We start from the raw sequence: 15,794 nt of genomic DNA, 5'->3' as shown, positions 1-15,794 counted from the left end.
TAAAAATGCTATATTATTGTAGGCAGAAACCAATACATATTCTGCCATGCAAATACCAAACCCATTTGAAGAAATTGCGAGCAGGTTAAACAGGATTGAGCTTTTCCTGTTAGACCTAAAACGCGTCGGCACGTTAAGCCCCCAGCAAAATGTTGCCGAACAACCTGAACGGTTGAATGTAGCCTCAGCGGTAGCCCATCTGAAAGAGCAGGGCTATACTATTACGAGGTCGCAACTCTACAAGCTTACAGCTCAAAATAAAATACCTTACTTTAAATTAAACACAAGGCTGGCATTCTCACGCAAGGAGTTAACTAAGTGGGTTGAATCACAAATAGTCAACCCCAATGACACAAGTGAGAATGATTTAGCCTTGGCAAGAAGCGCCAGGCGAAAAAAGAAAGGAGGAAAGCAATATGCCTGAGCATATCAGCAATCCTCCTCGAAATTTTCTGTCCGGGCAAGGGCAGAAACTGGTGTCTGAACAGACCAAAGATACAAAGATTTCAGAATTCCTCAAAGCTGTACCCTTGATTTCTTCCTCAGATATAGGGCTTTTCAATACAGTTGAACGCTTTGGTATCAACATTGAAGAGCTGAAGCAGCGTGTCGCTGATCATGAAGCCAAGGAGGGGCAACGGAATGGGTAGCATTAACCTACAGGTCGAACAGAAGTCCTTCAACATTGGTGGGAACGATATCGCTGCCGAGGCAGACAGTAAAGCAAGGAATCCTTTCCCTGTTGAAGCGTTCCCAGAGCCCGTTCGGCAAATCATACAAGCAACAAACAAGAGCCTGAATTTTCCGATTGACTTTGCTGGAGCTGCAGTATTATTTTCTACGGCACTGGCTGTCGGTAACACACACCGGGTGGAAGTTATGAAGGGTTGGCTAGAATCGGCACTGCTCTACATTACCCTTGTAGGGAGGCCAGGCACCAATAAAAGCCACCCCCTCAGCTGGTTTATCCAACCAATCCTTACTAAGGACAAATCCACCTATAAGCAATTTGAACAAGACTGGAAGGAGTACCAGCAAACCCTTGGCCTTACCAGAAAGGAGCGGATGGAGCAGGGGTTAGTAGACGAGCCAGTAAAACCTGTTTGGCGGAAGTTCATCGTGTCTGATTTCACACTTGAGGGACTTACTGAGTTAAAAAGGTGTAATAAGCGGGGCATAGGCGTGTATGTTGACGAGCTGGCGACTTGGACCAAGAACTTTAACCGCTACACCAAAGGGAGCGAACAGGAGTTCTGGCTGAGCAACTGGAGCAGCAAACCAATTGTAGTAGACAGAAAAACAGGTGAGCCTACTTTCATCTCCTTGCCTTTTATCCCTGTGATAGGCACCATTCAGAATGCCTTGTTGGAGGAAATGGCTAAAGACAACCGAAGCCAAAACGGTTTTATCGACAGGATTCTGTTTGCCATGCCTTCTGAACTAAAAAAGGATTACTGGAGCGAAACGGAGTTGCCGGATGCATATAATCACAGATGGGACATCATCATTTCCAATCTCCTAGACCTGCCTCTAATTTCAGATGATACGGACACGCCTGTTCCAACAGTTCTGCAGTTTACCCCCGAGGCAAAAGCCGTCATGAAAGAGTGGCAAATAAAGAACACTGACTTATGCAACAATGCCTCGAATGAGGCGATAGCAGGCATCTACAGTAAGCTCGAGATATATGCTGTTAGGCTCTCGCTCATCCTGCAGATGCTACGCTGGGCTACTAGTGAGGCTGACAAACAAGCGGTAGAGACGGAGGCTGTGAACGGTGCCATTCTGTTGATAGAGTATTTCAGGAAAACTGCACTTGGTGTACATACCACGATAGCCGACCACAACGCGTTGGATAAACTTTCTGCAGATAAGCAGAAACTATACGATGCCCTTCCTGATAATTTCAGCACTGAGACAGGTGTACAGGTAGCGGAACGTCTTGGCGTCCCTGAGAGAACTTTTAAAAGACTACTCAATAATAAGGAGTTGTTTGACAGGCTGAAAAGAGGGGAATACGAAAAACGCTTTTAGCAGTGGCATTTGCGGCACTACTGGCACAAATGCCCAGCTCAGCTATGGAAAATGCCATTAGTGCCGAATACTTAAACAGAATAATGAACTTGCTACCTTTGACTGAAGGCTTTTAATAGGCAGATTTACATAAATTACTAAGTTTAACTATTACGGAAAGACGCGTATTCGACGCCTCCAGTCAAAGGTAGAAAGTTCACTGCATGGATTCACACTTGTTTGGGATGTCCATCAGATAGTCTTACTCCACAAAATTTTTTATAAATTTTTTTCATGACGCCCGCGTAGGCAACCTTCCGTAACCCCCCCATGCGATCGGGAATTTTAAACAGTCTCACTTCCGGAGCGAACGGAGTGTCGGCGACTCAGACTAAACTTTACCCGGCCTGACAGAGGCCTTGGTAACCCAGACCGGAATGCTATTCTAAGGGGGCTGCCTTTTGCAGCCATTCCCCGCAGGCTATGACCGAGGCATCGGTTTATTCGAAGTCGGTTGGATTTGATGAGGACAGGCAGCCGCCAGTCCTTTTTTATGCTCCTTCCCATATTAGTGGTGCCCAGGCTCGCCCCCGGAAGTTCTCCCGGACAGAACTGGCGGACAAGAGCACGATTGAGCCAAGGGTTGCCGGTCATAACCTCACCGACTCCTTACTCTCCGACTCCCGTCCTCCTCGTCTCAACTTCTGATAAAGTCCCATATTCTTCAGGCATGAGTCCCGTTTTACAGGCAAGCATACCGGACGCCGTCCCTCCCTCTAAAGCCGCACGATACGGTGGTCTTGCTCCCCATTTCGAGCCCCCAAGTAAGAATAAATAGGAAAGGCCAATGTGCCGTTAATCCTGTCGGCTAAAGACATGAGCAGGTCGGGCGTCACCCCCGGCTAACCCGCAGAAGGAATTCAGGAGTGGGCCTCCTTCCGAAATAAGGGCGGCCGTTCCGGACTTTACTATTGATGAATAGCCTAAGGTTTACATTGTTGCCCAACTGACGGCAAGCCGTAGGTAGATTCGGCTTGGGAAGCTGAGCTTGATCTGGCGGTCCGGGTGTCAGCCGGCGTGCCTTGAGTGGAAATCCTGACGGCAAAATAGGAGGGCAGGCGGCATGATGCGGCCGGCGGAAAGGCAGTCTAGGAGGCTTCCCGCAGGCCGGACGTAATCCAGAGGCACCGCATGCAGCTGGAGGGAAGGCTAATAAGGAGGAGGCGCAGAATAGAGCCGGGAAACAGCCGCCGGTAACCACTTTAAATCACTACCCCATCATAACATCTGCAACATGCACTGCTTGAATTTGCTTGCTGAGCAGGTGGTTAGTTTGCAATGGATTCAAATGGTCAACTTCTCCAGGCGTGAATCACCACCACAGTACTGCGATTGGTTTGGCAGAAAAATCATGCGCTAGAAAATACATCCGCAACAGTTAATCGTGCCAATCCCAGGTGTGGCACTGCTTTCATCATTTTAATCTTTAACATTTAAACATTTCTAAACAACATGAAGAAAACCACCAAAAGCCAACAACTTAACCTCCAACTTCCACTATCGAACAACTCAGGTGAGGTTACACTACCAAATGCTGCTTCTAAGGTGCTAGCCTGTAAGTCTCAGGCAGAGCCTAACGTAGTCACACCTAAAACCGGCTCTGATGAGGATGATAGCGAGGAAACAGAAACAGAGCCCTCCAGGAGAAATGTAATCTCACAGTCTAAGGACATTACAGTCAGGGAGCTGTCTATGCTGCACCATGAGCAGGACCTTATCCTGCAACCTTTCTACCAAAGGAATTTTGTGGTGACCCGGCAAGTAGCCAGCCGCTTAGTAGAGTCCCTGTTATTGGATATCCCGATTCCTGCCGTATTCCTGTCGGAGGAGCAGGACGGAACGTTCAGCGTGATTGACGGACAGCAACGGCTTACATCCCTTATCTCCTTCCTGAACGGCAAGTTTCCGGATGACACTGTTTTCAGGCTATCCGGACTGAAGGTACTTACGGATATAAACAAGCTGGGCTTTGAACAGCTTGATAAACGCCAGCAGCGGAAAATCAAGAACGCCACGCTGCATACAATCACCTTCAATAAAGAATCAAACGAGGAGATAAAGTTTGATATTTTCGAGCGCTATAACACAGGAGTAACTGGCCTGAACGATGATGAAATAAGGAACGCTATCTACCGTGGCCCATACGTTGATTTACTGAAGGAGCTGAGCAACAATAAAACTCTGCATGAACTACTGCAGCAGGAAGGATACAGAAAGAGGATGAAGGACCGGGGCCTCATATTGCGCTTTCTGTCCCTGACAGAGAAGACTTACATGAACTATGGTCCGCCAATGAAACTGTTCCTGAACAAGGAGTTGCGGGACAACAGGTATCTGGCTCTCGATAAGGCTGCTGAATTCAGAAAGTCCTTTAAGCACTGTCTGGGCTTGGTTAAAGCTGTCTTTGGGAATAACGCCTTCAGGAGGTATATAGCGACGCATGCGCCGGATCATCATCACGCTTGGTCCAGGAAGTTCAACACCGCGCTCTTTGACCTGCAGATGTGCGGGTTCGCTTACTACACAAAGCACCAGGTGATGTCGAAGGCAGACGAAATCCGGGAGGCGATGATGGACCTGATGGTGAAAAACGGTGAGTTCATAGATGCAATCGAGCACAAGATAGACAACAAGAGTGTCCTTCAGAAGAGGTTCAGGATATGGTTCGATACCCTTGCGGCAATCGTAGGCCCGGGCGCTCCCCAAAAAAGGGTCTTCCCGAACAGCGTCAAGGAAGCCCTGTTCAAACAGCACCCTTACTGCGCTATATCCGGGCAAAAGATCCTTAGCATCGATGATGCAGAGGTAGACCATAAGATAAGCTGGAAAGACGGTGGACCAACAACCCTGGAGAATGCACAACTGGTGCTAAGGTATTTTAACAGGGAGAAAGGGAGTCAAACTACAAAATAAGACCCCCAATACTGCTCCTGTATAATACTAAAGCCGTAGGAAGCTTAACTTTAGGGCTTTATCCACTACGTCGGGCTATAAGGGAGCCTAACCACAACTGTTAAATAGCATCATGCTTGGGAAGGCCCACGAGCATGATGCTGTTTTTTTACGCAGGTGGAAAGCTTAAATTGAAGCGCATCCGCAAAATAGATTGCATGGTAGAAGATATCCATCAGCGCCTCTGTACGAAACGGCTAATGTAGGAGCGGCGGCAGAGCTAAACAGCCACCTGATCAGGCTTCAGAATTTAGTGAAAGTTCTATAGAAAAGGTACTTTGCCTTTTTACCAATCCTGCTTTTGTGGGTGTATCTTTATCTTTACCTATCCTTGTACATGCAGGCACTTGACAGACAAACTTCAGCCGAGCCGGAAAAGCTATCGGGCATCGTCAAACGCGTCACCTTCCATAGCGCGGAGACCGGCTATTCAGTGCTGAAGGTAAACAGCTTCCAAAGGCCCCACGAGGACCTCACTGTCATTGTCCACCAGTCCAAGGTGTTCGCCGGGGCCACCGTTGACTTTTACGGCGAGTGGACCACGCACCCCAGCTATGGCATGCAGTTCAAAGCCTCCAAGGTCATTGAGAGGAAGCCAGCCACAGCCAACGCGCTGGAAAAGTACCTGGGCTCAGGCCTTATCAAAGGCGTAGGCCCGGTGACAGCCAAGAGGATCGTCAGGCACTTCGGGGACAAAACGCTGGATGTCTTTGAGAGCAGTATCGAAAGGCTCACCGAAGTGGAGGGCATTGCCAAGCTCAAGCTGGAGATGATCAGCAAAGCCTGGGTAGAGCACCAGGAGATAAGGAACGTGATGCTGTTTCTGCAGTCCCACGGTATTTCCACTCTGTTTGCCGTCAAAATCTACAAGACCTATGGCAATGAGGCCATTGAGATAGTCAAGACAAACCCATACCGCCTGGCCGCCGACATCTACGGCATCGGCTTCTTCTCTGCCGACAAAGTAGCTTTGAGCCTGGGGCTGGCGCAGGACTCCACACAGCGTCTACAGGCAGCCATTGCGCATGTGCTGCAGAACGCAAGAGAGGAGGGGCATTGCTACCTGACCCAGGAGCAGATCCTGCAGGCGGTGGCTGAACTGCTGTCCCTTATGGATGCCGCTGCCATTGAGATAAACCTCTTTGAGATGGAGCGAAAGGGAGAGCTTAAAATCAGGCTGCTGCCCGATGAGGAGGGAACGGCACAGAAATGCTTTTACGCCCACTCCCTCTACTATGATGAGCAGTACATCGCCACCAAGGTCAGGCAGCTGGCCAGCCGCCAAACCAGGGGCAACAGTGAGCATCTGCTGCAGGACCTGGAGGTGTTCTGCCAGCTACACCAGATTAACCTCAGCCAGGAGCAGCGCCAGAGCGTGCTGGAAATAGCCACCCAGCGCCTCTCCATCCTCACCGGGGGGCCGGGCTGCGGGAAAACAACCACCACCCGGGCCCTGGTAGGCGTGCTGCAGTTCATGGCCAGGAGAGTCATGCTGGCCGCCCCCACCGGCAGGGCCGCCCAGCGCATGAACGAGGTCATCGGCGTGGAGGCCAGGACCATACACCGGCTGCTGGAGTGGGACCCTTCCAAAGGGGGCTTCAAGCGCAATGAGGAGGAGCCCCTGCAAACGGATGTACTCATCGTGGATGAGTGTTCGATGCTCGACGTGCACCTGGCCGCCTCCCTGCTCCGGGCAGTGCCTGCTGACGGCCAACTGGTGCTGATAGGGGACGCCGACCAGCTCCCTGCCGTAGGGGCGGGCAATGTGCTCAAAGACATGATTGCCTCGGGAGTCGTCCCCTGTATGAAGCTGACGAAAGTGTTCCGGCAGGCGCAGGAGTCGCTCATCATCTCCTATGCCCACCAGATAAACAGCGGGGAGGTACCCAGGATAGAGTCTCCCTTTCATAAGCCCCTTGTCTGGCAGGAGAAGAAGGACTGCCTATTTATCGACTCAGAGGAAGCCACAAGCGAGCAGCTCAGGTTCATCTCCAAAGTCAAGAGAATGACAGCCGAGACGGCCGGGAACGCAGCGGGTGCAACGGAAGGAGCGGCAGCGGACCCCTATCATCTAGGCAGCAGCCTGTCTATCCCCGACAAGTTCAGCCATGTGGACCTGGCGGCTCTGCTGCAGGCCCGCAGGCACAGTGAGGAGCTGAAGGAAGTCCTGCAGAGGATCCACCCCTGGTCTTCGCTGCATTACGGCCTTTCTGCGGTGGGAATGGTCGAAAAGCTGTATGAGTCGATTATCCCCAGGTACCATGGCAAAGAGGCGGAGATACAGATTCTATCCCCCATGACCAAGGGCAGCCTGGGGACCTCTAACCTCAATAAGGTGGTCCAGGAGAGGATAAACCCGGCAAGGGAAGGGAAAGCGCAAATACTCATAGGGGGGAGGGTGCTGCGGGAGGGGGACCGGGTGATTCAGAAGCGGAACAACTATGACTTAAATGTGTTTAACGGAGACATCGGCTCCATCATTCAGGTGGATAACGAGGAGATGGAGCTGTCGGTAAGCTTCAGGGCAGGCAAGGAGGTAAAGGAAGTAAGGTACACAAAGGAGCACTTGCTGGAGCTGGAGCTGGCTTATGCCATCACCATTCACAAGTCACAGGGCAGTGAGTTTGAGAGTGTCATCATCCCTGTGGTCACGCAGCACTTCGGGATGCTGTTCCGCAACCTGGTCTACACCGGTATCACCAGGGCAAAAAAGCTGGCTGTGTTCGTGGGGACTAGAAAGGCATTGGCACTGGCGGTGAACAAGCAAAGCACCGCCGCCCGGCAAACAGCCCTGGCTTATTTACTCAAGCAGGATGTTGCGTAACAGTCACTCACTCCTGGGCCTTGGCGGCACAGCAACAGGTTTAATTAATCTCTGAACTGAACATAAAATCTGTTATGAAGTAAAGGCCCTTTCTGAAACTAGAAATTTTCACTATTATTTTTTTGTATTTATTAAATAAATTTTATAGCTTTTGCAATGATAATTTGAAGATTATTGTCGCAGAATAACCAGCAAAGAAGTATCTTCATTATCAGTTCGCCCTATAGTACTCACTCCCCTGAGGCAACTTCAAAACAGAAGTTGTTGACTAAGCATCCATTGCTTCTATACATCACATTTCTTAGAGGGTATCAGCTTTTTGACCAAAAAAGAGAAGATGCAACAGTCCTACCATCTGATTTCAGCAGAAGCCATGATACATGCTTCTGATAAGACAGTATTTACCGCAAAAAATGAACGTGTGACACATAACCTTTTTAACTATGGAAAATAATACTATCACTCCAGCACCAGCATCTATTGAGAACTCGGCGATTGAAACACTAAAAGCTAGCCTTCGGGGCACACTTCTACAACCAGGAGAAGTGGGATATGACCAGGCCCGTACAGTCTGGAATGGAATGATTGATAAACATCCTGCTTTGATAGTTAAGTGTGCAGGTCCTTCCGACGTGATACAGGCAGTGAACTTTGCTCGGGAGCATAATCTCATCGTTTCTGTAAAGGGCGGCGGTCATAGTTTTGCCGGTAAATCTGTATGTGACGCGGGATTGATGATTGACCTTTCCAGCATGCGAAGCATTTGGGTAGACTTGTCCAGAAGAACGGCTCGGGCTGAGGCGGGTGCTCTGCTAAGTGATCTGGACCATGAAACGCAGGCTTTTGGACTGGCAACGACAGGAGGTACTGTTTCCCATACAGGAATCGCTGGCCTGACCCTTGGTGGCGGCCAGGGATGGTTGATGAACAAGTACGGATTAACTGTCGATAATTTACTGTCTGTCGACATTGTCTTAGCGGATGGCCGCATGTTAACGGCCAGCAAGTCAGAAAATGAGGACCTTTTCTGGGCAGTGCGCGGCGGCGGGGGTAACTTTGGAGTCGTCACTTCTTTTGAATACCAGTTGCATCCGGTAGGGCCACAAATCCTTGGGGGCATGATCCTTTATCCGATGGACAAGGCAATGGATGTGCTGCGTTTCTACCGTACCTACTCTATGGAAACTCCAGAAGAACTTAGCTCTGCTGTCGGGATCATAACCTCCCCAGAAGGGCTACCCTTGATAGCAGTGGTGGTAGCATGGATAGGGGACATGGAGGAAGGTGAGCAGCACATAAAAGCCTTGCGCGAGTTTGACACTCCGCTCGCAGATATGATTGGCCCTATGCCTTACACGCAGATGCAGAAAATATTCGATGCTGCGGTACCGCATGGGATGCATCGCTATACGAAAATGGGCTATCTTCCGCATCTTGAGGATGACCTTCTGGAAATGATAGTAAGGCATTCAAACCAGGTTACTTCTCCCTACTCAATAGTTCTGCTCAACTGCATGAAAGATGCTGCAGCCAAGGTGGATCCTGCCGATACTGCATTCGCTCATCGCGGTGAACAGTGGCACTTTGATATTGTGGCACAGTGGACAAACCCTTCTGAGGCAAGCAAGCATATTAGTTGGGCGCGTTCTTTCTGGCAGGAGGCAGAGTCGTTTACAAATGGCACCGGGATAAACTTCTTAGATGCAGATGACGGCTCGGATCGGGTTAAGCTAGCTTTTGGAGCTAATTATGAAAGGTTAGCGCAGTTAAAGCAGAAGTATGACCCGACAAACTTCTTCCGTCTCAATAACAATGTCCTACCCAAATCTTATTTGGAACCAGGAATATTAGCATAATGAGTTTACATAGCTTTTCAGCTAGAACAAGATAGGCTCCTCATCACGGGGAGCCTATCTTGTTCTATAACGTCTGTTATGTTTAATAATGTTTGTTATGGACTAAAATGCAGTAGACACTGTATTATCTTACAGGTAAACAATCTACAACCTGAATAAAAGCTGACGTATGCAAGATTTACTTAGGCAGAATGATGTAGTACTCTTCCTGATAGAATGTAAAGGAGTTGTTCTTTACTGCATCCACGTCTGCACACACGTTGTGATGCAGGTGGCGAATGATATAGGAGCTTACACTTAGTTCGTGAAGGCTTGAGCAGATTTCATCAAGCTTTTCCAGATAAACTTCGTCACTGCCTGCTTCTGGCAGGGTTACGTCCAGAAACTTTTCTATGGTAGCCAGTTGTGGGAAAGTAGCCTTATGCATGGCTACGGTCGCATGAAGCTTTCCAATGATGATGTTAAATATTTCCTTTGTACCACCGCTATCAGGCATGTGCAATACTTTAGGCATCGTTGCTTTGTTTGCATCAACTTCCAGCGCACAGATACAAGCTATGTACAGGTAGGCTTTGATCAATCGGTTAAACACATACACCTTGTCTGTTTATTGTAAGTTTAGCTATGGCAGGATGTGTGTTGAGATGTAAACACAAAAGCTTTTGGGGAATCGTTCAGAACAAAGGCAAAAAGAACATAGAATGATTATAAGTAGTTTTAATATACTGCATAAGTAGTTTTAATATACTGTTGTAAGTATGCTTGTTAAAACCCAACTCATTACAGAGCAGTAAAATAGCATGGGTAAGAGAGTTGGCTTTCAAGCTCTTTGTTCAGAAATTTTAAAGAGGGTCTGCTTGTACGATGATGTGATGGTTTATTCTGCATAGATGTAAGCTCAACATAATGATTACTATACCTAAAACAAGAAAAGGCTCCTCATCACGGGGAGCCTTTTCTTGTTCCATAACGCGTGTTACAAGCCTAAAAAGACTCTTATGTTCAACTGGAACGTCTGTAACGGCCGCTTGCATGCGAAGCCAGAAGCGACAGCGAAGGGCGGGCATGAAATTGTGTTCACCAACGCCGCCGAGGGATTTCACCGCCAGGTCAGGAAGGTGAGCAAGACGAAGGGGCGGCTCATACATGGCCCTTCCGAAACTGATATATCTCTCGCGGCACATCACCAACCCGAAGGAACCAGACGAGAAAATTGCAGGTGTAAAAATTGTAATGAGTATATTTCTCATTTACCACAGAACCTGAACTACCTGGTGTTCTCAGCGGCTTCCCCTCATATTTTTCTGAACTTTATGTATGATATGCCTATCAAGGGGTTTGTGAATTAGCTCTGTCACCAGTGGATGCTCCTTTGCCCGCGCTATGTCTGAAGGGTCCAGCGATGAGGTTAACAGGTAAATGAGGCATTTTGCTTGTAGTTGTTCTTTATATGGTTCGAGAGCCCCTAAAAGGTCCCATCCTGAGATTCTAGGCATTTTCAAATCCAGGAAAATAACTTGGGGCACCTGGCCGGAAGATATTTGTTGTTGGAGAAACGCCAGGGCTTCCTCAGGATTATCAAAGGCAATCACTTTATCGGAAAGACCTTCAAGTTGGAAAAGCTTTTTGTATAAAAACAAAGTAATTGGCTCATCATCAATTATTACAAAATCCACAAATAGCTGAGTTAATGTAGTGAAATTTTAAAAATTGTCCCTTCATTGGGCCTGCTGCTTACTTCAATCTGACCTCCCAGGCTCTCCACATGAGCCTTGACCAAATACAAGCCCAGGCCACGACCGGAATGTTGTGGATGGAACCGTTTGTAAAGCTTGAATATATCCGTGCCTGCCTTGTCAAGATCAATTCCTGAGCCATTATCTGCAAATGAAATCTCCTTATTTTGACTGTCCTTTACTGCTACAGTTATATCTACCTGCAACGGCCGCTGCTCCGATCGGAACTTTATCGCATTGGACAGTAGGTTAGAGAATATGCTGTAAAGATAGGCCCTGTTGCCCAGTACCTGAATACCCTCAGGAATGTCCACCCGTACAGTTCCATCGCATTCATTAAGAGCTTCTTGAAAGTTTTGAACGACTTGCTGAACGACTTGGGCTAGCGGAACGGATTCAATTTGCACAAGGCCTTCCTTGTCGCGTATTGACAAAATTGTATTTATATCACGAACAACCTGATCAAGCTGTCTAAGGCTGGTTCCCAAGTGTGTCAGCGTAGTTTCGAAGTCAGAAGAGCCTGGGTCTAAAATTTCCAGCACTTCTACTAACCCTAAGGCATTGGTCAGGGGGCTACGCAGGTTGTGAGAGACCACATAAGTGAACTGCTGTAAATCTTTGTTTTTCTCCAGTATTTCCTCCTGCGCCTGCATTTTTTCTGTAATGTCCCTTGCAATCATATGCACCCCTACCACTTTTTCATTCTCCATCACGGGTATTTTTACTACATCCCAGTGTCGGGGAGCAGAATTCCCCTGAGGGGTATAAAGGTCAAACCTAACTGTTTTGCCTGTGAATGCTTCTTTAAGTTTTTCTTCATAAAGGAGCTGAACATCCTCTGACAGAAACTCATTGTAGTTGCGGTTAATTACATTTTCCTTTGGTTCCTGGACCAGCATGAGAAAGGCAGGGTTAGCATCCAGTATAGTGGACTCTTCGTTCTGGTACAGAATCAGCTCAGGGGTAGTTTCGAATAAAGAACGAAACCGAATGTCTCTTGCAGGGCTTGAGAAATCATTTTCCATAGACATCCTTATTAGTAATGAAGCATTAGCGAAAACGGGAACCTGGCAGCAAAAGTTAAAACTTTTCTAAATAAATGTCTCTTCCTGATATAGGTTGCCAAACTTTTCTTATAAAACGCGGGTGGCTGTTGCACAACCGGCTGAAGATAGCCGTTAAAGGATAATGACCTATTGCTTGTAGTTATGCAGGGAAGGAAGAATTTCAGGGATGAGAAGGAGCTGCTCTTCTCGCTCTCGGCGCACGTTCCGGAGCACAACTTTTACCGTCGGCTCAAACAGCAGCTGGACCTGAGCTTCCTCACCGAGCTGACGCGGGGCTACTACGGTAAGTGTGGCCAGCAGAGCATTGACCCGGTGGTGTTCTTCAAGCTCTGCCTGGTGGGCTACCTGGAGAACATCACCTCGGACAGAAAGCTCATCGAGCACTGCAGCCTCCGCCTGGACCTTTTGTACTTTCTGGATTATCAGCTTGACGAGCCCCTGCCCTGGCACTCCACCGTATCCCGCACCCGCCAACTTTACCCCGAGGCCTTGTTCGAGTCACTCTTTGACAGGGTCTTCAGCCTGTGCGTGGAAACGGGCATGGTGTCGGGCAGTACGCAGGCGATCGATTCAGCCCCGGTCAAGGCCAATGCCTCCATGGACAGCCTGCTGTTAAAGCAGCCCCAGGAGTCAGTGCATCTGCACCCGGCTCAGCATGGTGCAGGCAAGCGCCAGAGCAAGCCGGCACAGCTTATCACAGCTCCCGCGCATCAGCTCAGGAAGCTGGAGAAGCATCAGGAGAATATCAGGGGCACATTCACCTCATTAGGCTCAACTCATGAGAAGGCACAGCTGGTCAGCAACAAAACCCACTACTCCCCGCATGACCCCGATGACCGTATTTCCGTCAAGCCCGGCAAAGCCAGGAAACTCAACTACCACTGCAGCATGGCTGTGGACACAGCCAGAGGTGTGATAAGCCATGTACAGGCGGATTTTGCTGACGGCAGGGACAGCCAATACCTGCCTCCCCTTGTGACGCGGGTACAAGGAAGGCTGAGGGAGAATGGGCTGCTCATGCAGGAGTTGCTGGCTGACACTGGCTACTCCAACGGCTCCAACTATTTCATGCTCGAGCAGCAGGGCATCACAGGCTGGAGTCCCGTGTTCGGGATGTACAAGCCCGAGATAGAGGGCTTTCCCTATGACAAAGGGAAGGACCGCTACATCTGCCCCATGGGCAAGCCGCTCCCCTTCAAGGGCTTTGACCATACACCAGATGGCAGGCTGACGAAGAACTACTGGGCAGCGCCCGGGGACTGCAGGCAGTGCGCCTCCAAACCCACGTGTGCCCCCAAGGCCCGGTGCAGGAAAATTACCCGCACAGCTTACGACGAGCAGTACCTGAGGGCATACGCACGGCAGCAAAGCAGGAGGGGCAAGCGAATGAAAAAGCTTCGCCAGAGCACGGTGGAGCCGGTCTTCGGAAGCCTGGTACACCACTATGGCCTGAGCAGAATTGGCGTGCTGGGGAAATCGGGTGCTCATAAGGTCATGCTCATGGCTGCCGTTGCCTTCAACATAAGAAAGTACATGAGGAATATTCCGAAGAAATCTGTCAGCATGGCAACAGCAATGGAAGGGGAGCAGCGACATGCTCATATCTTCAGCTATTGCCTTACCCCTGCAGTTTACCCACAATCTACGAGAGGAGCATTACAGGTTTATTCCGAATGAAGGCTGCAAGGAAGACATCTAAAAGCTGAGTCGTGCAACAGCCACCCACGTTTCTTGGGACGAGTACAAGATGTGGCTTTGGTTGATTAAGTTGAGTGAATTAATGTAACCTCCCTGAAACAGGTTCTGTCACTATCTTCATGGCAGCCCGTACAGAATACAAGAAATAGCCAGGACTTTGAAAGTAGAATAAGGGAAGACTCATTAACTTTTGTAGTCGAAAATAAAATCAGCAACCATGTCTCATATAGATTATACAGATGGCGCCGCACCACATTGGGAAAACGTCAGCGAAGGAGTTGAAAAAATCGTGTTACGGGCCCGCCCCGGTGAGAACCGCGTGCTCTTGCGCATTGCACCAGGCAAGGGGTATCCCAAGCACGCCCACTCCGTTCCCGATGAGGTATTTGTGATGGATGGCATCTATGTGGATCCGGGGGTTGAGGAAGGAAGAGAGTTTGGAGCTGGTTCCTATCTTTACTACCCTGCAGGCACTGAGCACAATGCTACAAGCCCTACCGGGTGTACCATACTGGTTTGGAACAGCAGCGTTCCAAAAGGGTAAAAGCAGATGGGAAGCGATGTATGAAACTTTCCTGCTTGAAGGCTCTTGGGCAGTGACTATAGTTCCTCTAAACCATTATCCTGCAGTTGGCAGGATGACGTGCGGTAAATCAGGAAGCTGCATGATGCGGTATTTAAAGGTGTTCAAGTATGGCCTGTACAGGCAAGTGGAACAGCATTTTTTATACTGGCACTTTTGCCCTGACCCAGATAAAAGGGAGCTGCTTTATCACTTGATACAGCAGCTCCCTTTTATCTGGTTAATACAGGTTCAGCTTTTACTTTACTTTTGTTACTCTCCAGACCATGCCTGTTCCCTTGTCAAACTCAACCGGGAAATGCCCCTCCGCTATGCGTTTCAGGCTTGTTCTATGAGAGCCAAAGTCAACGATGTACATGGCCCCGTCAGGACCGAACTTCACATCGTACGGCCTTTCGATTCCCTCCCCTAGCCGGCCCTGCTGGGAACCGGGACCGGACTTCTCGTTCTGAATAAAGGCGTGCACAGTGTGCTCTCCGCTGCCGCTGGTCTTCATCCGGACAATGCGGTTGCCTGCGAACTTGTCCCTCAAGGGGTTGGTGATCCACTGGAAGTCCCCGTACTCCGGCACAAAGAGGTGGTCGGCATAGTCCCCCCAGCCCTCAGGCGCCACATCAGGCTTTGAGGGGGAGGAATTCACTTCATGCAGCCCCAGAATCAGTGATGTGTCTGGCTGCTCCAGCCCGCTCGCCTTATGGTCAATGAGAAAGTGCAGTTCCTTTGCCACTCTTTCCCTGCCTTTGTAGGTAGGCGGGATGGCGGAGCTGTTAGGCTTGAACCTGGCATCAGTAACAGGGGAGAAATTAGCCGCAAAGTCAGGCCAGCCGTACCAGGCGCCTTCTCTCACCCGGTAGGTGCCGTCGTGGTAGTCGTTGATGGGCCTGCCGGCGGCATTGTCATAACCATTTACCGCGATAAACATCTCATTGTCCCTGTTCCATGCGATTCCTATGGCATTGCGGAAGCCCCAGGCATAGGGCTGCACTGTCGCCTCGGCATTCTCCG

At 49.3% G+C, this 15,794-nt stretch carries 13 protein-coding genes; 9 read left to right on the top strand and 4 right to left on the bottom strand.

All coding sequences use genetic code 11. From position 1 onward, the window contains the following. Positions 1 to 46 precede the first annotated feature (46 nt). The 7 genes from ACFS7Z_RS24955 (at position 47) to ACFS7Z_RS24925 (ending at position 9,705) form a co-directional block, all read left to right on the top strand. Entirely contained in the window at positions 47 to 424 is a 378-nt protein-coding gene (locus ACFS7Z_RS24955) for a hypothetical protein (RefSeq protein ID WP_377491355.1), read from the top strand. Next, positions 417 to 650, top strand: coding sequence for a hypothetical protein (locus ACFS7Z_RS24950; RefSeq protein ID WP_377491352.1), 234 nt, complete (start codon positions 417 to 419; stop codon positions 648 to 650). Before ACFS7Z_RS24955 ends, ACFS7Z_RS24950 begins: the two co-directional genes overlap by 8 nt. Then, positions 619 to 2,034 (top strand): DUF3987 domain-containing protein, encoded by a 1,416-nt coding sequence (locus ACFS7Z_RS24945; protein WP_377491349.1) that lies wholly within the window; start codon positions 619 to 621, stop codon positions 2,032 to 2,034. The genes ACFS7Z_RS24950 and ACFS7Z_RS24945 overlap by 32 nt, the downstream gene beginning before the upstream one ends. 462 nt (positions 2,035 to 2,496) lie before the next feature. Further along, on the top strand, positions 2,497 to 2,721 hold the full coding sequence (locus ACFS7Z_RS24940; protein WP_377491346.1) for a hypothetical protein: 225 nt from the start codon (positions 2,497 to 2,499) through the stop codon (positions 2,719 to 2,721). Between the two features lie 804 nt (positions 2,722 to 3,525). Beyond that, positions 3,526 to 4,986, top strand: a complete 1,461-nt coding sequence (locus tag ACFS7Z_RS24935) for a GmrSD restriction endonuclease domain-containing protein (protein WP_377491343.1) — start codon at positions 3,526 to 3,528, stop codon at positions 4,984 to 4,986. Between the two features lie 376 nt (positions 4,987 to 5,362). After that, positions 5,363 to 7,849 carry an SF1B family DNA helicase RecD2 gene (recD2, locus tag ACFS7Z_RS24930; protein WP_377491340.1) on the top strand — a complete coding sequence of 829 codons (2,487 nt, stop codon included), beginning with the start codon at positions 5,363 to 5,365 and terminating at the stop codon, positions 7,847 to 7,849. A 443-nt stretch (positions 7,850 to 8,292) separates the two neighbouring features. Further along, on the top strand, positions 8,293 to 9,705 hold the full coding sequence (locus ACFS7Z_RS24925) for an FAD-binding oxidoreductase (protein WP_377491337.1): 1,413 nt from the start codon (positions 8,293 to 8,295) through the stop codon (positions 9,703 to 9,705). A gap of 178 nt (positions 9,706 to 9,883) precedes the next feature. On the opposite strand, the gene ACFS7Z_RS24920 is transcribed toward ACFS7Z_RS24925, so the two are convergent. The 3 genes from ACFS7Z_RS24920 to ACFS7Z_RS24910 form a co-directional block, all read right to left on the bottom strand. After that, positions 9,884 to 10,219, bottom strand: coding sequence for a hypothetical protein (locus tag ACFS7Z_RS24920; RefSeq protein ID WP_377491334.1), 336 nt, complete (start codon positions 10,217 to 10,219; stop codon positions 9,884 to 9,886). Between the two features lie 766 nt (positions 10,220 to 10,985). Continuing rightward, complete coding sequence (locus ACFS7Z_RS24915; RefSeq protein WP_377491331.1) at positions 10,986 to 11,381, bottom strand: response regulator; 396 nt, start codon at positions 11,379 to 11,381, stop codon at positions 10,986 to 10,988. A gap of 11 nt (positions 11,382 to 11,392) precedes the next feature. Then, entirely contained in the window at positions 11,393 to 12,466 is a 1,074-nt protein-coding gene (locus ACFS7Z_RS24910) for a PAS domain-containing sensor histidine kinase (protein ID WP_377491328.1), read from the bottom strand. A 183-nt stretch (positions 12,467 to 12,649) separates the two neighbouring features. Here ACFS7Z_RS24910 and ACFS7Z_RS24905 point away from each other — a divergent pair, with 183 nt between their 5' ends. Both ACFS7Z_RS24905 and ACFS7Z_RS24900 read left to right on the top strand, forming a co-directional pair. Beyond that, the gene (locus ACFS7Z_RS24905; RefSeq protein WP_377491325.1) at positions 12,650 to 14,185 is read left to right on the top strand and encodes an IS1182 family transposase; all 1,536 of its coding nucleotides are present in this window, start codon (positions 12,650 to 12,652) and stop codon (positions 14,183 to 14,185) included. 238 nt (positions 14,186 to 14,423) lie between these two features. Beyond that, positions 14,424 to 14,750: a cupin domain-containing protein gene (locus ACFS7Z_RS24900; RefSeq protein ID WP_377491322.1), complete on the top strand. Its 327-nt coding sequence runs from the start codon at positions 14,424 to 14,426 to the stop codon at positions 14,748 to 14,750. A 277-nt stretch (positions 14,751 to 15,027) separates the two neighbouring features. On the opposite strand, the gene ACFS7Z_RS24895 is transcribed toward ACFS7Z_RS24900, so the two are convergent. Then, positions 15,028 to 15,794 (bottom strand): hypothetical protein (locus ACFS7Z_RS24895; RefSeq protein ID WP_377491319.1); only part of this gene is annotated, 767 nt, incomplete at its 5' end.

Source organism: Pontibacter toksunensis (assembly GCF_042686245.1).
Taxonomy (GTDB): domain Bacteria; phylum Bacteroidota; class Bacteroidia; order Cytophagales; family Hymenobacteraceae; genus Pontibacter; species Pontibacter toksunensis.
This window is presented reverse-complemented; position numbering and strand designations above follow the sequence as displayed.